Annotated in this window: 23 protein-coding genes; 12 read left to right on the top strand and 11 right to left on the bottom strand. The window is 66.7% G+C overall.

The features are described from left to right. The first annotated feature begins 1 nt into the window (after position 1). The 3 genes from EV652_RS23505 (at position 2) to EV652_RS23495 (ending at position 1,793) form a co-directional block, all read left to right on the top strand. The gene (locus EV652_RS23505) at positions 2-751 is read left to right on the top strand and encodes a CbtA family protein (RefSeq protein ID WP_132211376.1); all 750 of its coding nucleotides are present in this window, start codon (positions 2-4) and stop codon (positions 749-751) included. After that, the gene (locus EV652_RS23500; protein ID WP_132211375.1) at positions 748-1,299 is read left to right on the top strand and encodes a histidine phosphatase family protein; all 552 of its coding nucleotides are present in this window, start codon (positions 748-750) and stop codon (positions 1,297-1,299) included. The genes EV652_RS23505 and EV652_RS23500 overlap by 4 nt, the downstream gene beginning before the upstream one ends. 110 nt (positions 1,300-1,409) lie before the next feature. Continuing rightward, positions 1,410-1,793, top strand: a complete 384-nt coding sequence (locus EV652_RS23495; protein ID WP_132211374.1) for a hypothetical protein — start codon at positions 1,410-1,412, stop codon at positions 1,791-1,793. On the opposite strand, the gene EV652_RS23490 is transcribed toward EV652_RS23495, so the two are convergent. The 4 genes from EV652_RS23490 to EV652_RS23475 are packed head-to-tail and all read right to left on the bottom strand — an operon-like array spanning position 1,794 to position 4,385. Further along, a complete protein-coding gene (locus EV652_RS23490; protein ID WP_132211373.1) occupies positions 1,794-2,171 on the bottom strand; it encodes a VOC family protein in 378 nt (125 codons plus the stop codon). It lies immediately after the preceding gene. Positions 2,172-2,181: 10 nt separating this feature from the next. Next, positions 2,182-2,775: a class I SAM-dependent methyltransferase gene (locus EV652_RS23485; protein WP_199238366.1), complete on the bottom strand. Its 594-nt coding sequence runs from the start codon at positions 2,773-2,775 to the stop codon at positions 2,182-2,184. A gap of 37 nt (positions 2,776-2,812) precedes the next feature. Next, entirely contained in the window at positions 2,813-3,664 is an 852-nt protein-coding gene (locus EV652_RS23480) for a fumarylacetoacetate hydrolase family protein (protein ID WP_132211371.1), read from the bottom strand. A gap of 25 nt (positions 3,665-3,689) precedes the next feature. Then, the gene (locus EV652_RS23475) at positions 3,690-4,385 is read right to left on the bottom strand and encodes a GntR family transcriptional regulator (RefSeq protein WP_132211370.1); all 696 of its coding nucleotides are present in this window, start codon (positions 4,383-4,385) and stop codon (positions 3,690-3,692) included. Between the two features lie 106 nt (positions 4,386-4,491). Here EV652_RS23475 and EV652_RS23470 point away from each other — a divergent pair, with 106 nt between their 5' ends. Continuing rightward, entirely contained in the window at positions 4,492-5,583 is a 1,092-nt protein-coding gene (locus EV652_RS23470; protein ID WP_242001950.1) for a mandelate racemase/muconate lactonizing enzyme family protein, read from the top strand. A 52-nt stretch (positions 5,584-5,635) separates the two neighbouring features. Then, a complete protein-coding gene (locus tag EV652_RS23465) occupies positions 5,636-6,475 on the top strand; it encodes an amidohydrolase family protein (protein WP_132211369.1) in 840 nt (279 codons plus the stop codon). Here EV652_RS23465 and EV652_RS23460 read toward each other — a convergent pair. Further along, positions 6,463-7,389 (bottom strand): helix-turn-helix domain-containing protein, encoded by a 927-nt coding sequence (locus tag EV652_RS23460; protein WP_132211368.1) that lies wholly within the window; start codon positions 7,387-7,389, stop codon positions 6,463-6,465. The genes EV652_RS23465 and EV652_RS23460 overlap by 13 nt on opposite strands. A gap of 151 nt (positions 7,390-7,540) precedes the next feature. Here EV652_RS23460 and EV652_RS23455 point away from each other — a divergent pair, with 151 nt between their 5' ends. Then, a complete protein-coding gene (locus EV652_RS23455; protein WP_132211367.1) occupies positions 7,541-8,383 on the top strand; it encodes an SDR family oxidoreductase in 843 nt (280 codons plus the stop codon). A gap of 41 nt (positions 8,384-8,424) precedes the next feature. Here EV652_RS23455 and EV652_RS23450 read toward each other — a convergent pair whose 3' ends face one another. Next, entirely contained in the window at positions 8,425-9,528 is a 1,104-nt protein-coding gene (locus EV652_RS23450) for a DNA polymerase IV (RefSeq protein ID WP_132211366.1), read from the bottom strand. Positions 9,529-9,583: 55 nt separating this feature from the next. Then, complete coding sequence (locus EV652_RS23445; RefSeq protein WP_132211365.1) at positions 9,584-10,048, bottom strand: GNAT family N-acetyltransferase; 465 nt, start codon at positions 10,046-10,048, stop codon at positions 9,584-9,586. 74 nt (positions 10,049-10,122) lie between these two features. Here EV652_RS23445 and EV652_RS23440 point away from each other — a divergent pair, with 74 nt between their 5' ends. Both EV652_RS23440 and EV652_RS23435 read left to right on the top strand, forming a co-directional pair. Continuing rightward, entirely contained in the window at positions 10,123-10,437 is a 315-nt protein-coding gene (locus tag EV652_RS23440) for a WhiB family transcriptional regulator (RefSeq protein WP_132211364.1), read from the top strand. A 33-nt stretch (positions 10,438-10,470) separates the two neighbouring features. After that, on the top strand, positions 10,471-10,662 hold the full coding sequence (locus EV652_RS23435) for a PaaI family thioesterase (protein ID WP_132211363.1): 192 nt from the start codon (positions 10,471-10,473) through the stop codon (positions 10,660-10,662). A gap of 27 nt (positions 10,663-10,689) precedes the next feature. Here the strand turns inward: EV652_RS23435 and EV652_RS23430 are convergent, their stop codons facing one another. Beyond that, positions 10,690-11,037, bottom strand: coding sequence for a TFIIB-type zinc ribbon-containing protein (locus EV652_RS23430; RefSeq protein ID WP_132211362.1), 348 nt, complete (start codon positions 11,035-11,037; stop codon positions 10,690-10,692). Positions 11,038-11,266: 229 nt separating this feature from the next. Between EV652_RS23430 and EV652_RS23425 the strand changes: the two genes are divergently transcribed. Continuing rightward, positions 11,267-12,607 carry an FAD-binding oxidoreductase gene (locus EV652_RS23425; RefSeq protein ID WP_132211361.1) on the top strand — a complete coding sequence of 447 codons (1,341 nt, stop codon included), beginning with the start codon at positions 11,267-11,269 and terminating at the stop codon, positions 12,605-12,607. A gap of 41 nt (positions 12,608-12,648) precedes the next feature. Here EV652_RS23425 and EV652_RS23420 read toward each other — a convergent pair whose 3' ends face one another. After that, positions 12,649-14,559 (bottom strand): penicillin-binding transpeptidase domain-containing protein, encoded by a 1,911-nt coding sequence (locus EV652_RS23420; RefSeq protein ID WP_132211360.1) that lies wholly within the window; start codon positions 14,557-14,559, stop codon positions 12,649-12,651. Between the two features lie 395 nt (positions 14,560-14,954). On the opposite strand from EV652_RS23420, the gene EV652_RS23415 reads away from it, so the two are divergent. Beyond that, on the top strand, positions 14,955-15,287 hold the full coding sequence (locus EV652_RS23415) for an L-rhamnose mutarotase (RefSeq protein WP_132211359.1): 333 nt from the start codon (positions 14,955-14,957) through the stop codon (positions 15,285-15,287). Here EV652_RS23415 and EV652_RS23410 read toward each other — a convergent pair. Together EV652_RS23410 and EV652_RS23405 are read right to left on the bottom strand one after the other, a co-directional pair. Next, entirely contained in the window at positions 15,284-15,991 is a 708-nt protein-coding gene (locus tag EV652_RS23410; protein WP_132211358.1) for a pirin family protein, read from the bottom strand. The genes EV652_RS23415 and EV652_RS23410 overlap by 4 nt on opposite strands. An 11-nt stretch (positions 15,992-16,002) precedes the next feature. Further along, entirely contained in the window at positions 16,003-16,206 is a 204-nt protein-coding gene (locus EV652_RS23405; protein WP_132211357.1) for a mycothiol transferase, read from the bottom strand. A 68-nt stretch (positions 16,207-16,274) separates the two neighbouring features. On the opposite strand from EV652_RS23405, the gene EV652_RS23400 reads away from it, so the two are divergent. Together EV652_RS23400 and EV652_RS23395 are read left to right on the top strand one after the other, a co-directional pair. Then, positions 16,275-17,492 (top strand): DUF262 domain-containing protein, encoded by a 1,218-nt coding sequence (locus EV652_RS23400; protein WP_132211752.1) that lies wholly within the window; start codon positions 16,275-16,277, stop codon positions 17,490-17,492. Positions 17,493-17,498: 6 nt separating this feature from the next. Beyond that, complete coding sequence (locus tag EV652_RS23395) at positions 17,499-18,287, top strand: HEPN domain-containing protein (RefSeq protein ID WP_132211356.1); 789 nt, start codon at positions 17,499-17,501, stop codon at positions 18,285-18,287. Positions 18,288-18,315: the final 28 nt, after the last annotated feature.

Below are 18,315 nucleotides of genomic sequence, written 5' to 3'. Positions count from 1 at the left end.
CGTGCGCACCTTCGGATCGCTCCTGGTGCGCGGACTGATCGTCGGACTTTTCGCCGGCCTGCTGGCTGGAGCCTTCGCGTACACGATGGGCGAACCGCACATCGATGCCGCGATCGCGATCGAGGAAGCCGGTGCCGCGCACACCCACGACCACGGCGACGCTGCTGCCTCGTCTGAAGAGGAAGAACCGCTCGTCAGCCGCAACGGCCAGCGAGCCGGACTCTTCCTCGCCACCACCCTGTACGGCGTCGCCCTCGGTGGCATCTTCGCCGTCGGTTTCACCCTGCTTCGGCGCAAGCTGCGGACCGGCAACGACTCGTACGCCGCGCTCGGCCTGGCCGCGGCCGGATTCATCGGCATCGTGCTCGTGCCGTTCCTGAAATACCCGCCGAACCCACCGGCGGTCGGTGACCCCGAGACGATCACTCGTCGCACGGTCACCTACCTGCTGACCCTGGTGATCGGCCTGCTCGCGGTCTGGGCCGGTGTCGCCGCCTCCCGGTGGGCAGCCCGGTACGGCGACATCGCCCGGCCGGCCGGTGGGGTCGCCGCCTTCCTCGTGACGATCGTGGCGGCGTACCTGATCCTGCCGTCGATCAACGAGGTTCCGGGGTCGTTCCCCGCTACGCTGCTGTGGCAGTTCCGGTTCGCCTCACTCGGCACGCAGGCGACCCTGTGGCTCCTACTCGGGTTCGGGTACGCCGTCGCAGTGGACCGCCGGCTGTCCCGACAGAAGGTGGTAGCCGCTTGACTGTATTGACGCTGGTCGCCCACGCTCTGACTCCCGCGTTGCGCGGCCTCGTCCTCGGTGGTGACGCCGCGCCGGACCAGGCCGGTCTGGCGGCGGCCAGTGAGCTCGAACTCGAGGCCGATGCCGCGTACGCCGGACCGGAGCACGCCGCCGTACGCACGGCCGAAGCGCTCGGCCTGACCCCGGTGGTCGAGCCGGCGCTCCGGGACCGGGAGTACGGCGAATGGGCCGGCCGCGAGCTCGAGGAACTGCTGGCCGCCGAGCCGGAGCGGGCTGCCGCCTGGCTCGAGCGGCCGCACACAGCCACCCCCGGCGGCGAGACCGAGAACGACGTACTGATCCGGGTCGCGGACTGGCTCGGCGACCTCGCTCAGCGGTACGACGACCGCCGTAGAGTCGTGGCCGTCGTCCACCCGTCGGTGGTCCGGGCGATCGTCCTGTACGTCCTCGACGCACCGGCCGAGTCCCTCCGCCACGTGGACGTCCGCCCACTCGCCAGACTCAGCCTCACCCACCACGACGGCTCCTGGTCACTGGTGATCCACTGACCCTGGGCGGCGATACGCCGGAGATCGTGGAGTAGGACTCGCGGCGCGACGTCGCGGGGAGTCGTGCTCAAGGTGTATGACGGGTGGTGTCAACGAAAGGACCCACGCGTATGACGCTCACGCAGGCCCGGAACTTCCTCCGCTCGGAACTGGTCGCGGTCGCGGAAATCGTCGTACCGGCCCAGACACCCGCGGTGACACAGGATGTCGGGCCGGCGAGCCAGGGTGCGTTGTCCGACGACCGTGGTCTGGAGTCCGTGTGCACGATCACGGTCGAGACCGGCGATCCGACCTCACCGGATCCGGAGGCGCTGATCAGCTTCGCCGCCGAGACCCTGGAGGCTCGCGGCTGGAAGGTCGAGACCGAGCCGGCCGACGACGGCAAGTACCGCGTGATCGCCCGCCGCGACGGCTACGATCTCGCCGTCGAAGCCCGCAGTACCGACTGGCGCATCACTTTCACCGGCCAGACGCCGTACGTCGACGACCTCTGATCAACCGGCAGCGGCCCGCTCGGCGGCGCTGCGCAGTACGCAGAACTCGTTGCCTTCGGGATCGAGCATGACGACCCAGCCGCTGCCGTCAGGCTCGCGCCGGTCGTGGGCGATGGTGGCGCCGAGGGTGAGCAGCCACTCCACCTCCTCGTCCCGCGGCCCGTCCGGCTCGAGGTCCAGGTGGGTCCGGTTCTTGACCGCCTTCTCGTCGTTGTTCTGCTCGAACAGCAAGGTCACCGAGTCCGTCACGACGGCGGCGTACGGGTCGCCCGGCTCGTCGTCGTCAGGTCGGGGAGCCTTCAGCACCTGCAGCCAGAAGCCGGCCAGCTCGTAGGGGTCGTGGGCGTCGAAGGTCACGGTACGCACGCGCGAAGTCATGCGCCCGAGCCTACTTTCGGAAGCACAGCCGGTCCTCCGGAATGATCGGGTCGAGGTACGGCGTGAAGCCGGCGGCCTCCGCCATCGCGGTGAGGGCCTCGGGAGTCCAGCGGTGGACGTGAATGTTCATCGGATGGCCGCCGTACCCGGAGGTCTTGTGGGTGGACTCCTCCCCGAGATGGAAGCCGAGCATGAGGACGCCACCAGGGGCGAGCACCCGATGGAACTCGGCGAACGCCTGGGGGACCACGTCGCGCGGAAGGTGGATGATCGACCACCAGGAGAGGACGCCGGCCACCTCGCCGTCGGGGAGATCCAGCTCCGTCATCGACCCGACCCGGAAGTCGAGCTCCGGGTGGTCACGCCGGGCGATCTCGATCATCCCCGGCGACAGATCGATCCCGATGACCTCGAGGCCGCGTTCGTGCAGCAGTCCGGTCGTTCGCCCCGGCCCGCAGCCGACGTCGATGACCGGGCCGGACGCCAGTTTCGCGAACAGGTCGAAGGTCTCGGGCTCGACGGCCGCGCCGTCTTGCACGAGCTCGGCGTACGAGGGTGCGACGGTGTCGTACGAGGTCCGGATGTCGTCGAGAAAGTCTGTCACCCGGCCGACCCTAGGACCGGCCGGGGACAGTTTTGATTCAGGCCTTGCCGAGGGACTGCTTCTGCTTGCCGAGACCCTGGATCTCCAGCTCCATCGTGTCGCCGGGGGCCAGGTACGGGAAACGCCCGGACAACGCGACGCCTTCCGGGGTGCCGGTGTTCACGATGTCGCCCGGGCTCAGTGTCATGTACTGCGACAGGTCGCGAATCAGCGCCGCCACGGAGAAGATCATGTCCCGGGTGTTCGAGGCCTGGCGCGGCTCGCCGTTCACCCAGGACTTCAGGTCGAGGTTCTGGACGTCGCCGACCTCGTCCGCCGGGACCAGCGCCGGGCCGAGCGGGTTGAAGGTCTCGCAGCACTTGCCCTTCGACCACTGCCCGCCGGACTGCTCGATCTGGAAGGCGCGCTCGGACACGTCGTTCGAGACGGCGTACCCGGCGACGCAGGCCAGCGCTTCCTCGTCGGAGTCGACGTACCGGGCCTCCTTGCCGATGACGACGGCGAGCTCGACCTCCCAGTCGGTCTTGGTCGCCCCACGCGGCACGAGCACCTCGTCGTACGGGCCGACGACGGTGTTCGGGTGCTTGAAGAAGACGATCGGCTGCTTCGGCGGCTCGGCACCGGACTCGGCCGCGTGGGCGGCGTAGTTCTGGCCGATGCAGACGACCGCAGTCGGCCGGGCGATCGGAGCACCGATCCGCAGCCCCTCGACGTCGACGGCCGGGAGGTCACCGGACTCCAGAGCTGCCCGGGCGCGGGCGATGCCGTCGGATGCGAGGAAGGTGCCGTCGATATCAGCGGTGATGGAGCTCAGATCGTGAACGGTGCCGTCGGCGGCGCGCACGTACGGGCGCTCCTCGCCGACCGCGCCGAGGCGCAGCAGTTCCACAGGTATCTCCCTGGATGAGGACGGATCACTCTTTGTCGAACATCGGCCGCAACCTGGCCCTGGAGGCCTCGATATGCGCCCGCATCGCGGCGGCCGCTTCACTCGGGTCGCCCTTGCGGACCGCGGTCACCACCGTCTTGTGCTCACGCAATGCCTTCGTCGCGATGCCGCCACCGTAGTACAGCCGGAACAGGTGCAGGTGGCAGTGTGTCCGGGCAAAGGACAGCCGGGCCGTCTCGTTCCCGGCCAGCTCCAGAACCAGGTCGTGGAACCGCTGGTCGTGCGCCGCCATCGCCTTGTAGCTCTCGTACGCCGGCCGGTCCGGTACGTCGGTGTAGCTCAGCATCTCGGCCTTGAGCCGGGCCAGGTCCTCGGTGCCGGCCCGCTCGGCGGCGCGACCGGCCGCCCACGGCTCGATGTGCAACCGGTACTCGAACAGGTCCTCGAACTCGGCCGGTGTGAGCCGGGATGACACCCGGTAACCGCGCAGCGGCTCCTTGATCACCAGGCCGTCGGACTCGAGCCGGGCCAGCGACTCCCGGATCGGGGTCTGCGAGATGCCGAGTTCGCGGGTCAGCGCGTCGATGTTCAGCCGGGTGCCCGGCTCGACCACGCTGTCCATGATCAGGCCCTTGACCGTCTCGTAGACGTCATCGCTCAGTACCTGTCGCTGGGGCAGGCGCGTGAGCTGCCCCGCCAGACCCACATGCGCATCCGTCACAATCGCTCCTCCCGGGAAGCCCTCATTGTGCCCCACTCTTGACGGCTCCAGTGTGAAGCGGCAGCATCAGCTTCGCAATATCCTATAGGATCTGGGAGGCACAACGGTGAGTACGGCGATCGTCCGGGCCGAGGCGTTCCTGGTCGACCTCGAGGTCGAGACGGTCCGGACCGACGCGGTGCAGTCGTTCCTCAAACAGGAGACGATCTTCGTCTCGCTGGAGACGGCCGACGGGCTCGGCGGACTGGGGTACTCCTACACGATCGGCACCGGCGGCACCGCCGTACTCGCACTGCTGCGGGACCATCTGCTGCCGCGCCTGGTCGGCGAGGACGCGCGCAACGTCGAGGCGGTCTGGTCGGACCTGTTCTGGTCGACCCATGCGACCACGGTCGGGGCGATCACCTCGCTCGCTCTCGCGGCCGTCGACACCGCGCTGTGGGATCTGCGCTGCCTACGGGCCGGCGAGCCGTTGTGGCGGCTGGCCGGCGGCTACCGGCAACGAGTTCCGCTGTACGACACCGAGGGCGGATGGTTGCACCTGAGCACCGACCAACTGGTCGCGGGCGCGCTGGCGTCGCAGAAGGCGCGCTGGCCCGGCGTCAAGCTGAAGGTGGGCAAGCCCCGGGTGCACGAGGACCTCGAGCGGCTGATGGCCGTGCGGGACGCGGTCGGACCTGGGCTGGACATCATGGTCGACGCCAATCAGTCGATGACCTATCCCGAGGCTCGCCGTCGCGCCGCGGCGTTCGAGGCGGTGGACCTGACCTGGTTCGAGGAGCCGTTGCCGGCCGACGACGTGACCGGACACGTGCGACTCGCGTCGTCCACGTCGATCCCGATCGCAGTCGGTGAGTCGCTGTACTCCGTCTCGCAGTTCCGGGAGTACGTCGCTGCCGGTGGAGCCGGGATCGTCCAGGTCGACGTGGCCCGGGTCGGCGGGATCACACCGTGGCTGAAGGTCGCGCATCTGGCCGAGACGTTCAACCTCGAGGTCTGCCCGCACTTCCTGATGGAACTGCATGTCAGCCTGACGGCTGCCATCCCGAACGGCCGGTATGTCGAGCACATCCCCCAGTTGCGGGCGATCACGCGGTCCGAGATGGCCGTGGCCGACGGTCATGCGGTGGCTCCGGACACACCGGGACTCGGCATCGAGTGGGACCGGGACGCGATCGACGACCGGCGCGTCGGATGACTGTCGGCCGACGACTACGGTGTCAGGTGATCTCGGAAAGGACCACAGTCGCATGAGCAGAGTCGATGCGCACCATCACATCTGGGACCTGACCGTTCGCGAGCAGAGCTGGATGGTCGGGCCGGAGCTGGATCCGATCCGGCGCAACTTCTCCATCGGCGACCTGGCTCCACAGGCCGCGGCCGCCGATATCACCGCGACGGTCCTGGTCCAGACCGTCGGCCTGGTCGACGAGACCGTCGAGTTCCTGGAGGTTGCTGCCAGCAACGACCTTGTAGCGGGCGTGGTGGGCTGGGTGGACCTGACCGCTCCCGACGTGGCCGACGCGCTGGCCGGCTTGCTGGCGCGCCCGGATGGCACGTATCTGAAGGGAATCCGCCACCAGGTCCACGACGAGCCAGACGTCAACTGGCTCCTGCGCCCCGACGTTCAGCGCGGCCTGGCCGCCGTAGCCGACGCCGGTCTCGTCTACGACCTCCTCACCAAGTCCCCACACCTCCCCGCCGCGATAGAAACCGCGCGGTCCCTCCCGGACCTGACGTTCGTCGTCGACCACATCTCCAAACCGGTCATCGGCGACCCCTTGGACCCCTGGGCCACCGACCTCCGCCAACTGGCCGCCCTCCCCAATGTCACCTGCAAACTCTCCGGCATGGTCACCGAAGCGTCCTGGACCGACTGGAAACCGTCCGACCTCCAGCCGTACGCCGACGTGGTCCTCGACGCCTTCGGCCCCGACCGAGTCATGTTCGGCTCCGACTGGCCCGTCTGCCTTCTGGCCGCCACCTACCCCGACGTAGTCCAAACCGCCGAAACCCTCACCGCCACCCTCACCCCCACCGACCGCGAAGCAGTCTTCGCCAACACAGCCACCCGCACCTACAACCTGTGAGACTGCTCGGCCTCCTCGGTCGACGGCGCGCTGTCGCTGGTCGCACCCCAGCTGGCCAGGAGGTTCAGGGCATCTTGTGACGAGGAGGTGGGCTCGGCGGTGTAGGTGAGGAGGCTCTGGCTCGGATCCGACGCTATCGGGAAAGACTCGAAGGAGAGCTCGAGGTCGCCGACGACCGGGTGATGGAGGCGTTTGACGCCGGTGGTGTGGATGCGGACGTTGTGGGCGGCCCAGCGCCCACGGAACTCGTCGCTGCGGGTGGACAACTCTCCGACCAGGTCGGAGGTCTGCCGGTCGTACATGTCCCGGCCGACCTCGGCCCGGAGCAGCGCCACGGTGTCGTCGGCGACCGTGTCCCAGTCACGGAAGAACTCGGTCGCGTGCGGGTCGAGGAAGACGAACCGGGCGTTGTTGGGCGGCCTGACCGGAGCGGCGTACGCCGGCGAGTAAAGCGCGGAGCCGAGTGCGTTGGCGGCCAGGATGTCGAGCCGTCCGCTCAGCACGAGCGCGGGTGTGCCGGCCATCGAGTCCATCACCCGCTGTACGGTCGGCCGAACTCGCTGCACCGTGGGGCGCCGACGCGGCCGGCGACTCGGTCCGGCAGTGCGGAGGAGATCGAGCAGGTGCATCCGCTCGGCCTCGTCGAGCTGGAGCGCGTGCGCGATCCCGGCGATCACGCTGTCTGAAGCGCCGACGGCGTTGCCGCGCTCGAGCCGGGTGTAGTACTCGGTCGAGATGCCGGCGAGGAGGGCGACCTCCTCGCGGCGGAGGCCGGAGACCCGCCGTTGGGCTCCGCCGTAGACGGGCAGTCCGGCCTGTTCGGGACTGATGCGTGCCCGTCGGGTGCTGAGGAACTCGCGGATGTCCGTGCGGACGTTGCCCCGGATGTCGCGCTGGCCGTTCCCGCCTGCCATGCCTTCCACGATACGAGCGTTCCCGACGCGGTGGGGGTCCCTCTCAGTACCCCTCAGGCAGAGTCTCCCGCAGGCTCGCGCCCACTGGTTCCCTGGACGTGTCACCGCGACTGGGCGGTACTCGACACAGCTGACAAGGAATGTGCATCGCATGACTGACAAGAAGGTTTGGCTCATCACCGGCGCCGGGCGCGGTCTGGGCGTCGACATCGCCACGGCAGCACTGGCCTCCGGCCACGCCGTCGTCGCCACCGGACGCGACCCCGAAAGAGTGCGAGCCGCGGTCGGCGCCCACGACGATCTCCTGGTGCTCGAGCTCGACGTGACCGATCCGGCGAGTGTCAGGGACGCCGTGCGCGACGCGGTCGACCGGTTCGGCCGGATCGACGTACTGGTGAACAACGCCGGGAACTTCAACGCGGGGTTCTTCGAGGAGCTCAGCCCGGAGGAGTTCCGGGCACAGCTCGAGACCACTCTGTTCGGTCCGGTGGACGTCACCCGCGCCGTCCTGCCTGTCCTGCGTCGGCAGCGTTCGGGGCTCGTGATCACGATCTCCTCGACCGCCGGGATCGCCGGCCAGGAGTTCTGCACCGCGTACGCCGCCTCGAAGTTCGGCGTCGAGGGATGGATGGAGTCGCTGAGCCCCGAGGTCGCACCGTTCGGGATCCGCACGATGGTCGTCGAGCCCGGCTTCTTCCGTACCGAGCTGCTCAGCCCGGAGTCGACGCAGTACGCCGAGGCAACCCTGGACGACTACGCGGAGCGCACCGAGCAGACCATCGCCGGGTGGAAGAGCATGAACGGCCGGCAGGGCGGAGACCCCGCCAAACTCGCTGCTGCGATGGTCCGGCTGGCAACCCAGGACGAGCCGCCACGGCGCTTCGTCGCCGGTGCCGACGCGATCGCCACCGTCGAGCAGAAGGCACAGGATCTCCTCGCCCAGGCTGGTGCCTACCGCGACCTGTCCAGCAACCTCGCCCACACCGACGCCTGACCACCACCTCGCCGAACATGCCCACCGACCAGGTCTGACGCCTACGCCGGCCCGGTGGGGTCCGGCGGGGCGAATTCCACGCGGACGCCCAGGAGGCGGACCGGTCTGCGGAGTTCGAACTTCTCCAGGAGAGCGAGGGCTGTGGTGGCTATGACTTCGGGGTCTTGGGTGATTTCGGGGAGTTTGCGGCTCTTGACGGGGGTGTAGAAGGTGGTGAAGCGGACCTTTACCCAGATGCGCTGGATGCTGCGGCCCTCGGCGACCACGTCGCGGGTGACCTCGACTGCGATCCGGCGGAGTTGTTCCTCGACCTCCGCGCGTTCGACCAAGTCCTGAGGGAAGGTCTCCTCGCGGCTGCGTGACACCGGCTCGCGAGGTACGTCGGTGACCTCGGTGTCGCCGAGTCCGCGGCCGAGGGCGGCGTACCAGGTGCCCATGTTCGGGCCGAAGCGTTTGCGGAGTACGTCGAGGTCCGCGGCGGCGAGGTCGGCCACGGTGAAGACGCCGAGTTCGTTCAGGTTGCGTTCCATCCGGCTGCCGATACCCCAGAGTTCGCGCACGGCCCGGTGGTCCATCACCTCGCGCCAGTTGTCACCGGTCAGCCGGTAGACGCCTTCGACGTCGCGCCGGCCGGGCGTACCTGCCTCCTCGAAGGGGACGGCGTGCGATCGCGCCTGCTTCGCGAACGTGGTCGCTAGCTTGGCCCGGACCTTGTTGTCGCCGATGCCGACCGAGCAGGTGAGCGTCGTACGCTCGAACACCGCCGCGCGCAGGTCGGCGGCGAGTTGTTCGGGGTCGTCGGTCTCCGCCCCGACGAAACACTCGTCCCAGCCCCAGACCTCGACCACCACGGGGAACGACCGCAGGGTGTCCATCACCTCGGTCGACGCCGCCTCATAAGCGGCCGGATCAGACGGCAGGTAGATCGCTTGCGGACACCGCTTGTACGCCGCCCGCACTGGCATCCCCGAGTGCACACCGAACTCCCGGGCCTCGTACGACGCGGTGGCAACGACCTGCCGTGGTTGCGTCGGATCGCCCGACCCACCGACCACGACCGGCAGGCCCTTCAGCTCCGGCCGGCGCCGGATCTCCACAGCCGCGATGAACTGATCCATGTCCAGATGCAGGACCCACCAGCTCATCGCGTCCCTCCGACGTTCGGTATCCCACAGCTATCACAGCCGTCCGACAACGCCGTCAGAGTTCTTTGCGCATCTGCTGGGAGGTGACGGTGTAGCCGAGGGAGGTGTACAGGTTGATGGCGGTGGTGTTGTTGCCGAACACGTTCAGATCCAGTTGGCTGTGGCCGCGGCGGCGGCACTCCTCCTCGCCGGCGAGCATGATCGAGCGGCCGTAGCCCTTGCCGCGATGCTTCTCGTCGACCTCGAGGCCATAGATGAACGGGATCCGCGGCTTGGTGGTGATCCACAGGCTGCCGACCGGCTCGTCACCGTCGCAGGCCATCCAGATCACGTGGTTCTCGGTGTCCCGGCCGTCGGGCAGCAACTTCTCCACCTCACGGTGAGCGACCTCGATGGCCTCCTCGGGGCTCAGCCCGCGCGTCGGCCCCATCCCGGCGGCGAACGACTCGGCGTTGCGGTGCCTCCAGACCTCGAACTCTGTCTCGGTCATCGGGCGGAGCGTCACGGGCGGCGTGGTCATCTGCCGACCATAGTCCTCGGGTTTGCGCGGCGGGTACCAGAACACGTGATGACGTCACGGTCGAGGAATTCGACATGAGACGGCGCAAACCGCCAGCTGGGGCGGTCGCGAAGGCGCCGGTCGGCCTGCCGTACCCACTGATCGAGAACTGGGAGTGGCAGGACCGGGCCGCCTGCCGCGACGTCGACCCTGAACTGTTCTTCGCCGCCGAGTCCGAGCGCGGCCTGCGCAAACACGCCCGCGAGGTCCTCGCGAAGTCGCTCTGTGGGACCTGTCCGGTACGGCGCGAGTGCCGCGAGCACGCCTTGGTCGTCGGGGAGGCGTACGGCGTCTGGGGCGGCACCACCGAGGAAGAACGCGAACCCGTCCTGCACACCCGCCACCACTGAGCCTTCGCGGCGGGTTCGGCGCTCGGCCCCGAGGTGCTGACCGGCGGATTCACGATCAGCTACCTGCGCCCGGGTGAGGGCGTCGTACTGCGGGCCGAGGCGAAGGTTGCGCACGCGGGCAGCCGGCAGGCGACCTGCACCTGCGAGTTGTCGACGATCGACGGCGACGGCACCGCCACGCTGTGCGCCGTCGCGCAGGGCACTGTGATCGCCGCGCGTCGCTGACGGGCGATCACAGCGCCGGGCTGACGATCAGTCGAAGAGTTCCTCCAGGAAGGACTTCTTCTTCTTGCGCGGGTACTGCTGGTTGCCGTACCGCGGGTCGTAACGACGGTTGTCGTCCTTGTCGTAGCGGCGGTCGTTGTCGTACCGGCGATCGTTGTCGTAGCGCCGGTCGTCGTCGCGCCGCTTCTCCTCGTAGCGAGGCTGCTGCTGCGGCGGCGGAGGCGCGTTGTACTCGAGCTCGGCATCGACGAGCCGCTCCAGTTCACCGCGGTCGAGGAAGATTCCGCGGCACTCGGTGCACTGGTCGACGGTGACGCCGCTGCGTTCGTAGGTGCGCATCGCGCCTCGGCACTTGGGACAGGTCAGGCTCTCCATCCAGCCACCCTAAGTGACGAAATCCCCGAAATGACGGGACTTCAGGGAACTCTCAGGTTGTTCGCGGCGGAACTCTCAGGGTGCCTCGCCGCAATGGTTGGGCCTTGCAACCGACCCACCGGCAAAGCTCGTTGTTGTGATGCAGGTCACAGGATGGGGATCTCACATCTGGGCGGTCCGCCTCGTCAGTGCTGTGTATAGATGCGGATTCTCCCTGTGGAAGGACGTCATGAGGTCAGCGCTTGAAACCCTTCGCCGTGACTTCGGCGGCGACATCATCGAACCGGGCGGAGCGGAGTACGAGTCGGCCAGTCGCTCGGTGTTGGTCGAGGGCAGTCCGGCCTGTGTTCTCCGGCCCAAGAGCGTCGGGGACGTGCAAGCAGCGGTCAGATTCGCTGCCGGCGCAGGGCTGGCGCTGTCCGTGCGAGGCGGCGGTCACGCGTTCCCCGGCTTCGGCACCAACGACGGCGGCGTCGTGATCGACCTCGGCCAGCTCGCGACCGTGGAGGTGATCGACGACGAACGTCATCTGGTGCGGATCGGCGGCGGCGCCATCTGGGGTGACGTCGCGGCCGCGTTGGCCCCACACGGTCTGGCGATCTCCTCGGGTGACACCAAGAGCGTCGGTGTCGGCGGGCTGACGTTGACCGGCGGCATCGGCTGGAAGGTCAGGAAGTACGGTCTGGCCCTCGACAACCTGGTCGCCGCCGAGGTGGTCACTGCCGCCGGAGAGGTCGTGCGGGCCGACGCAGCGGAGAACCCGGAGCTGTTCTGGGCGCTTCGCGGTGGCGGCGGCAACTTCGGGATCGTGACCGCCTTCGATTTCGCGGCACACCCGACAACGGATGTGTTCCACGGCAAGCTCGCCTTCCCGGCAGCGGAGGCGGCCACTGTGCTCCAGGGGTGGGCGGACTACGTTCGCACAGCTCCCGAGGAACTCACCTCGATCGCGAACTTCGCCAACCCCTTCCTCGGCGGACCCGAGGCGCCGGTCGAGATTCACATCGTGTTCGACAGCGATGACCCGGAACTGGCCAAGAAGGCGCTCGACCCGATCCGCCGGCTCGGCACGGTGATCGACGATGATGTCGCGCCGGCATCCGCTGCGGACCTGCTCGTGGACGGGATGATCCCGCCGCCTGGCATCCAGCTGGTCACCCGAAGTGCCTTTGTGGACAGGGAATCGGTGTCCGAGGTGCTCCAGATCCTGGCCGAGGTCGGGACCTCACAAGGGTCGCCGGTCATCTCCGTACGCAGCGTCGGCGGTGCGGTGTCCCGAGTTCCCGACGACGCGACCGCCTACGCACATCGCCGAGCGGAACTGATGTTCGTGACGACCACCGTGGGTCCGAAGCCGGTTCTCGACGCTGCCCGGCCGGGTCTGGACGCGATCTGGGGGAGGCTCGCACCGCACGTCAACGGCGCGTACGCGAACTTCCTCTCCACCGCCACCGAGGAGGACGTCGCCGCGGCCTATCCAGCGGAGACGTATCGGCGGCTCGCCGCGGTCAAGCGTCGGTACGACCCCGGCAACCTGTTCGCCGGCAACCACAACGTCCGGCCGCACTAAGCAGGACGGCGGCCCCGACACGGGGCCGCCGTTCTCTGTGACTACTTGAAGCGACCCAGGAAGTTCGTCAGAACCGGGCCGGCGGCCTTGGCGCCGGAGGCACCGCCTTCGACGATGACGGCGAAGGCCACGTCGCCGCGGTAGCCGACCATCCAGCCGTTGGTGACGACCTTGCCGTTCTGGACCACCTCGGCGGTGCCGGTCTTGGCGGCGACGGCGCCGTTGGCTGCCAGCACATGCGCGGTGCCGCCGGTGACGGTAGTGCGCATAAAGGTGCGGAGCGCAGCGGCAGTTGCCGGGGGCAACGGAGAGGCGGCCGGTCCGGCGGCGTCCTTGGCCGGCACCAGCACCGGCTTCATCGCCGTGCCCTTGGCGACCGCCGCACCGATCATCGCGACCCCGAGCGGGCTCGCGGTGACCGTACCCTGGCCGATCATCGACGCGGCCTCGGCGACGTCGTCCTTCGGCGCCGGCACCGCACCGCCGTACGCCGGGATCGACAGCTTCAGGTCCGGTCCGAGGCCGAACATCGCGGCCGCCTTCGTCATCCCGTCCTTCGGGAGCCGCCCGTGCTGGGAGATGAACGCGGTGTTGCAGGACTCGTTGAACGCCTTCTGCATCGTCCCCGCGCCGTACGCCGCGAGTCCGTCGTAGTTCTTGAACGACTTGCCGAACACGGTGATCGTGTTCGTGCACGGCAGCGCGGTCGCCGCGGTCTCACCGCTGCCCAGCAGCGCCGCCGAGGTGACGATCTTGAACGTCGACCCCGGTGCGTAGCGACCCTGGAAGGCGCGGTTGTAGTTGGTCGGCGTCGGCCCGTTCGCCGCCGCCAGGATCTGACCGGTCGATGCCTGTACGGCGACCAGCGACGCAGGCAACTTGCTCGTCGCCAGCGCGGCCTCGGCGGCACGCTGGAGGTTCACGTCGAGGGTGGTCTTCACCGGCTTCCCGGCGGTGCCCTTCTGGCTGAAAACCGTCTTGATCGTCAGCTTGGTCTTGCCGTCCCGCAGCGTCACCGTGCCACCCGGCGTACCGGCGAGCTGCTGCTGGAAGGCGTACTGCAGACCCGTTGTCCCGACCTCGTCCTGCGCGGACGCGGTCGGTCCCGCGTTCTTCAAGGTGTCCTCGGTCGCGGTCTTCATCGTTCCGAGCACCGACCGCGCGAACGCCGACGTCTCCGGCAGCGACTGGGTGCCGCCCATCGTCAGCACGCCGGGCAGTTTGCCCATCGTCGGCCGCAGCTTGTCCCACTCCTCGGCGCGGATGGTGATCGCGTCGACGAACTGGCCGGCCGGTGCGGCCTTCGCCCGGGCGGCGAGTTTCGCGCCGTCCACCTCGAGATTCTTCGTGAACGCCGCGTACGTCGCTGCCGTCGCCTTGGTGCCCGCGGCGACACCGACGATCACGACCGGGCGGTTCGTGGTCAGCGCGACGTTGTTGCGGTCCGTGATCGAGGCGCGCGCGGGGAGGGCACGGACCCGCTTGAGGTAGTTCGCGTCGCCGAGGCCGGGGTAGATCGTGTCGCCGGAGGCCTTGATCTTCCAGGCGTCGCCGACCTTCGTCGCGGTCGCCGTACTGGTCCACTTCATCGTGCCGATCCCGCGCAGGTCGGCCTCGACCGCGAGGTCCTGCGTGCAGGTGTTGCCGTCGCTGCAGTCCGGTTCGTCCTGCGGCGTCACCTTCACGGTGCTCGCGACCAGGGCGGAGTCGGTGTCGTCCAGCCGCTTGGCGAACACCGTCGGGTTGTCGGTCAGCGCCCCGGCCGCGTCCGGCTTTCCCTCGGGCGCCCAGGCGGCGACCCAGGCGGCGGCGAACTGTTTCACCACCTCGGCGGACGCTTCCTTCTCGTCGTTCGGATCCGGTTTGCCGTCGGTGCCGGCCTTGCTGTCGGAGCAACCGGCGGTGATCAGCAGGCTACTCAGGCAGACGATCGCAGTGGTGGTTCGCTTCACGTTCCCAACTCTCGCATGATGACGGATGGAGACCTGGCACAGTCTTCGGCGTGTGGCTCCAAGCCCACGAGGGCGAAACTACTCAAGCCACTCAAGGTACGACGCGCGCTGAGCCGCCTGAGTTGGCAGTCATCGGCGGAATCGCCTGATCAGGCAGGTACTGATCGCCGCGATGAATCACCGCCAAGACGCAGGACGAATCGACAGCTCAGCCCAGCTGAATGACCGAGAACGGCGCGGACTCGGCATCACGAAGGATCGCCATCCGGCCGAAGTCGGTGTCGAACGGCTCGCAAACCACCCCATCGCCCGCGTCCGTCGACCGATCCAGCCAGCGGACTGCGTAACGGTTCGGTCACCCCGACCACCACATCACCGGCGTATTCTGCTCCCTTGTGACGAACCGCCTAGCTCTCCACAGCCGCTTGATCCCGGGGACCGAAGAGGCCTACGAGATCGAGCACGCCCGCGTCTGGCCCGAACTGATCACCGTGATGCGCGCCGCCGGTATCACCGACTGGTCCATCTGGCGCAGTGGCCGCGACCTCTTCCACGTGGTCGAGTGCGACGACTTCGAGGCCGCCGTTGCGAAACTCAAGGACGACGCCGTCGACCAGCGCTGGCAGCAGCACATGAGCCAGTTCGTCGAGGGTTTCGCCCAGAACCCGGACGGTGTGGCGGGCCAGTCGCTCCGCCACGTCTGGACGATGAGCGAGCAGCCGGACTAGTCGTACATCTCCCACACGAGCAGCTCAGCGCCGTCAGGCCCCGCGGTCACACGCGGTCCGTCGACCCCGGTCAGCCGGACGGCGTCCGCCGTACCGAGCTCGCCGGCGTCCTCGAGGCTCACGGTGCCTTGGGCAACGAAGAGATGGACGTACGGCGCTGACGGCAGATCCACCGTACGTCGCGGAGCCAGCCGGGCCACCGACATGCCCGCGGACCGCTGGTTGATGTAGATCGCGGTGCTGCTCGCGTGCTTCGGCAGACCGGATGCGATCGGAACCAGCTCGCCCGACGACAGATCAACCGAAGCCTGCTGGTACGACGGCTCGAGGTCGAACTTCTCCGGGCGGACCCACATCTGCACGTAGTGCACCGGCTCACCGCCGTCGTTCCACTCGGAATGCCGGATGCCCGAGCCGGCGCTCATCCGCTGTGCGAGGCCCGGGTGGACGACGCCACTGTGGCCTTCCGAATCCCGGTGCGCCAGGGCACCACGCAGTACCCAGGTGACGATCTCCAGATCCTGGTGCGGGTGGGTGTCGAAGCCGGTGCCAGGGGCAACGGTCTCGTCGTTGTGCGCGAGCAGGAACCCGAACCCGACGTTCGCCGGGTCGTAGTGCGGCCCGAACGAGAACGAATGCCGCGAGTCCAGCCACTCACTCGCTGTCTGGAACCGCTCGTCCGCCCGCCGGATCTCCACACTCATGACACCTAGTACTACCCCTTCTCGCTGTCCAGGACCTCGCGCCGGGTGTCCAGGTCGCCGACGTGGCCGGCGGTCTCCTCGACCATGTAGATCAGCATCCAGCGCAGCGTCGCCTGGGCCGAGCCGAAATCGGGATGCTTGCCGACCTCGTCCAGCGAGTGCGTCGCGATCACCTCCTTCACGCTGACAATTGAACTCGCTATCCTATCCGCCAAGTCAGCATGTGGTGGGGCGCTGCTTCGGTGAAATCAGAGAATCAGCAAGGCAGAGTATTGGGGTGGGTATGGATGCATTAGGGCAGACCGTCGATGGCGGGGAGCTTGACAAAGAAGACATCGATGAGTGGTTTGAAGACGAGGATTCAGACACAGAATGGTCGGATGATTCCGATCGACCGATCGATCCGGCAGAGAAGTACGCAATCAGTCAGTTACGGGTCGTCCGGGAAACCAAAGATTATCAGTTGGACTACTTGCAGCACGCGCTTCAGCCTGGCCGGGAGATCATCGATATCTCGCCGACTTATCAACGGCGGCTTCGCTGGCCGAATAGGAAGCGATCGTTGCTTATAGAGTCCTTGCTCTTGAATATTCCGGTTCCGCCGATCTTCCTATTCGAGCGAGACTATAACGAATACGAAGTAATTGATGGACGGCAGCGTTTGGATGCGATTAGCTCCTTCCTCTCGAATGATTATGCTCTGAGCGGGCTGGAATACTGGCCCGAATTGAATCGCAAGAGGTTTCGTGATCTGCCAACAGTTCTGCAGAAGGGCCTCTATCGCCGAAGTCTTCCGGCCATAGTTCTCCTGGCGGAGACTGAACGCGCTAGCCGTGGCACTCTTGATGTACGGCGCGTCTTGTTTGATCGTCTGAACACTGGCGGTATTCGGCTGAATCCGCAGGAATTGAGAAACGCTCTCTACCCGGGTAGGTTCAACGCGCTCCTCATCCGACTCGCGCGGTCGCAGCCCTTTACTGATATCTGGGGTATCCCGCCATACAGCGAGGGTGAAGAATCGAGTCCACCGGACTCACTGGCGCGAAATGTGCTGTACGCGTCATTGGCCGACGCTGAGTTGGTCTTAAGGTTCTTCGCACTGCGCGACGCGATTCTTCACGATAAGCAAGGTTCCTTGCGGGTCATACTTGATCGCTATATGGCGGCGCAAGCAGACATTGAGCGAGCCGAATTGAAGAGGATGGAAGGCCTCTTCACCAGGAACCTATCTCGACTCAATGATGTCTTCGGCGCGGAAACCTTCCGCCTGAAGGCGAACGGTCGCCTAAGTAGGCCCCTCTACGACGCGCTGATGGTCGCCCTGAGTTCTAATCAGAGTCTGAACATCGAGGTGAACTCGAAAGCGGTGCGTCAGGCGCTCGACCGCGCTTTGGGCGATGATGACTCATATGAGGTGCTCGTTGGTCGTGGTAACACGATAGGTTCTGTGCATGAGCGTGTCGAGCTTGCGGTCTCGATACTCTCTGCCGGAAGCAAGTGATCGGGCATGGCCCAATTAGAACAGGTCCTGCACCAATTCCACGAAGACCTGGAGCGAGCCGGTCACCTTTTGCGACTGATTAAGGAGTTTCGACGGTTTGCCGGGAGTAAGCCACCTGTCGAAGTTACTGACGGCACTGTCGCCTGGCTCGAGGCGAGTGACCTTGCTGATGTGGCGCCTGCCGTACGGACAGACCTACCTATACTAGCTGGCTCGATCCTCTTGTACGTATGCGGACGTTTTGAGTATTTCGCTCGTGAGATCGTCGTAGCATTGGCTGACGAGGCAGCTGCTCAAGTGAGCGAATATGCGGATCTGCCTGACAAGCTGCGAGCTGAACTGAAGCATAAGACGCTGGAGGTAGCTCAGAGTCCAAGCCGTTTTGGTTTCACATCCCCCGATGCAGAGCAGATGTTGATAGCTCTTGGGCAGAATCTGGGCGGAGCTGGATCCGTGGGCGCGGTCACCATTTCCTCGCGGGTGCTTTCGATAACAGAGTCCAACATGAATTCAAATACGTTGGTTGAGGTTCTCAAGAGGGTTGGAGTCATTGATGTTTGGACTGATCTCGGAAAGCAGGCTCCGCTGAAGAGCTACTTATCAATCGGAAATGATAAGGAAAGTATGTTGGAGGCCAAAGTTAGGCTGGATTCAATGATGAAAGATCGGAATGGTGTCGCGCATCCGACAGGTGCGAATACTTTTCCCGATCCAGATCAAGTTCTTGAGTCGGTGGCCTTTCTAAGGGTGCTCTCGCAGGTCATAATCGACGTTGTCCGCGTTCCTCGTCAGTGATCAGCGCGGTCGCGATTTGGACAGATGA

Origin of the sequence: Kribbella steppae (assembly GCF_004342025.1) — a bacterium.
GTDB classification, from domain to species: Bacteria; Actinomycetota; Actinomycetes; order Propionibacteriales; family Kribbellaceae; genus Kribbella; species Kribbella steppae.
The sequence above is the reverse complement of the archived record's forward strand: the minus strand, read 5'-3'. Positions and strand labels throughout refer to the sequence as shown.

What these genes read in the sequence shown, in the direction of transcription:
- EV652_RS23495 (WP_132211374.1), top strand. Translation starts at nt 1,410, where the DNA reads ATGACGCTCACGCAGGCCCGGAACTTCCTCCGCTCGGAACTGGTCGCG.
- EV652_RS23490 (WP_132211373.1), bottom strand. Translation starts at nt 2,171, where the DNA reads ATGACTTCGCGCGTGCGTACCGTGACCTTCGACGCCCACGACCCCTAC.
- EV652_RS23465 (WP_132211369.1), top strand. Translation starts at nt 5,636, where the DNA reads ATGAGCAGAGTCGATGCGCACCATCACATCTGGGACCTGACCGTTCGC.
- EV652_RS23460 (WP_132211368.1), bottom strand. Translation starts at nt 7,389, where the DNA reads ATGGCAGGCGGGAACGGCCAGCGCGACATCCGGGGCAACGTCCGCACG.
- EV652_RS23455 (WP_132211367.1), top strand. Translation starts at nt 7,541, where the DNA reads ATGACTGACAAGAAGGTTTGGCTCATCACCGGCGCCGGGCGCGGTCTG.
- EV652_RS23450 (WP_132211366.1), bottom strand. Translation starts at nt 9,528, where the DNA reads ATGAGCTGGTGGGTCCTGCATCTGGACATGGATCAGTTCATCGCGGCT.
- EV652_RS23445 (WP_132211365.1), bottom strand. Translation starts at nt 10,048, where the DNA reads ATGACCACGCCGCCCGTGACGCTCCGCCCGATGACCGAGACAGAGTTC.
- EV652_RS23440 (WP_132211364.1), top strand. Translation starts at nt 10,123, where the DNA reads ATGAGACGGCGCAAACCGCCAGCTGGGGCGGTCGCGAAGGCGCCGGTC.
- EV652_RS23430 (WP_132211362.1), bottom strand. Translation starts at nt 11,037, where the DNA reads ATGGAGAGCCTGACCTGTCCCAAGTGCCGAGGCGCGATGCGCACCTAC.
- EV652_RS23425 (WP_132211361.1), top strand. Translation starts at nt 11,267, where the DNA reads ATGAGGTCAGCGCTTGAAACCCTTCGCCGTGACTTCGGCGGCGACATC.
- EV652_RS23410 (WP_132211358.1), bottom strand. Translation starts at nt 15,991, where the DNA reads ATGAGTGTGGAGATCCGGCGGGCGGACGAGCGGTTCCAGACAGCGAGT.
- EV652_RS23400 (WP_132211752.1), top strand. Translation starts at nt 16,275, where the DNA reads ATGGATGCATTAGGGCAGACCGTCGATGGCGGGGAGCTTGACAAAGAA.
- EV652_RS23395 (WP_132211356.1), top strand. Translation starts at nt 17,499, where the DNA reads ATGGCCCAATTAGAACAGGTCCTGCACCAATTCCACGAAGACCTGGAG.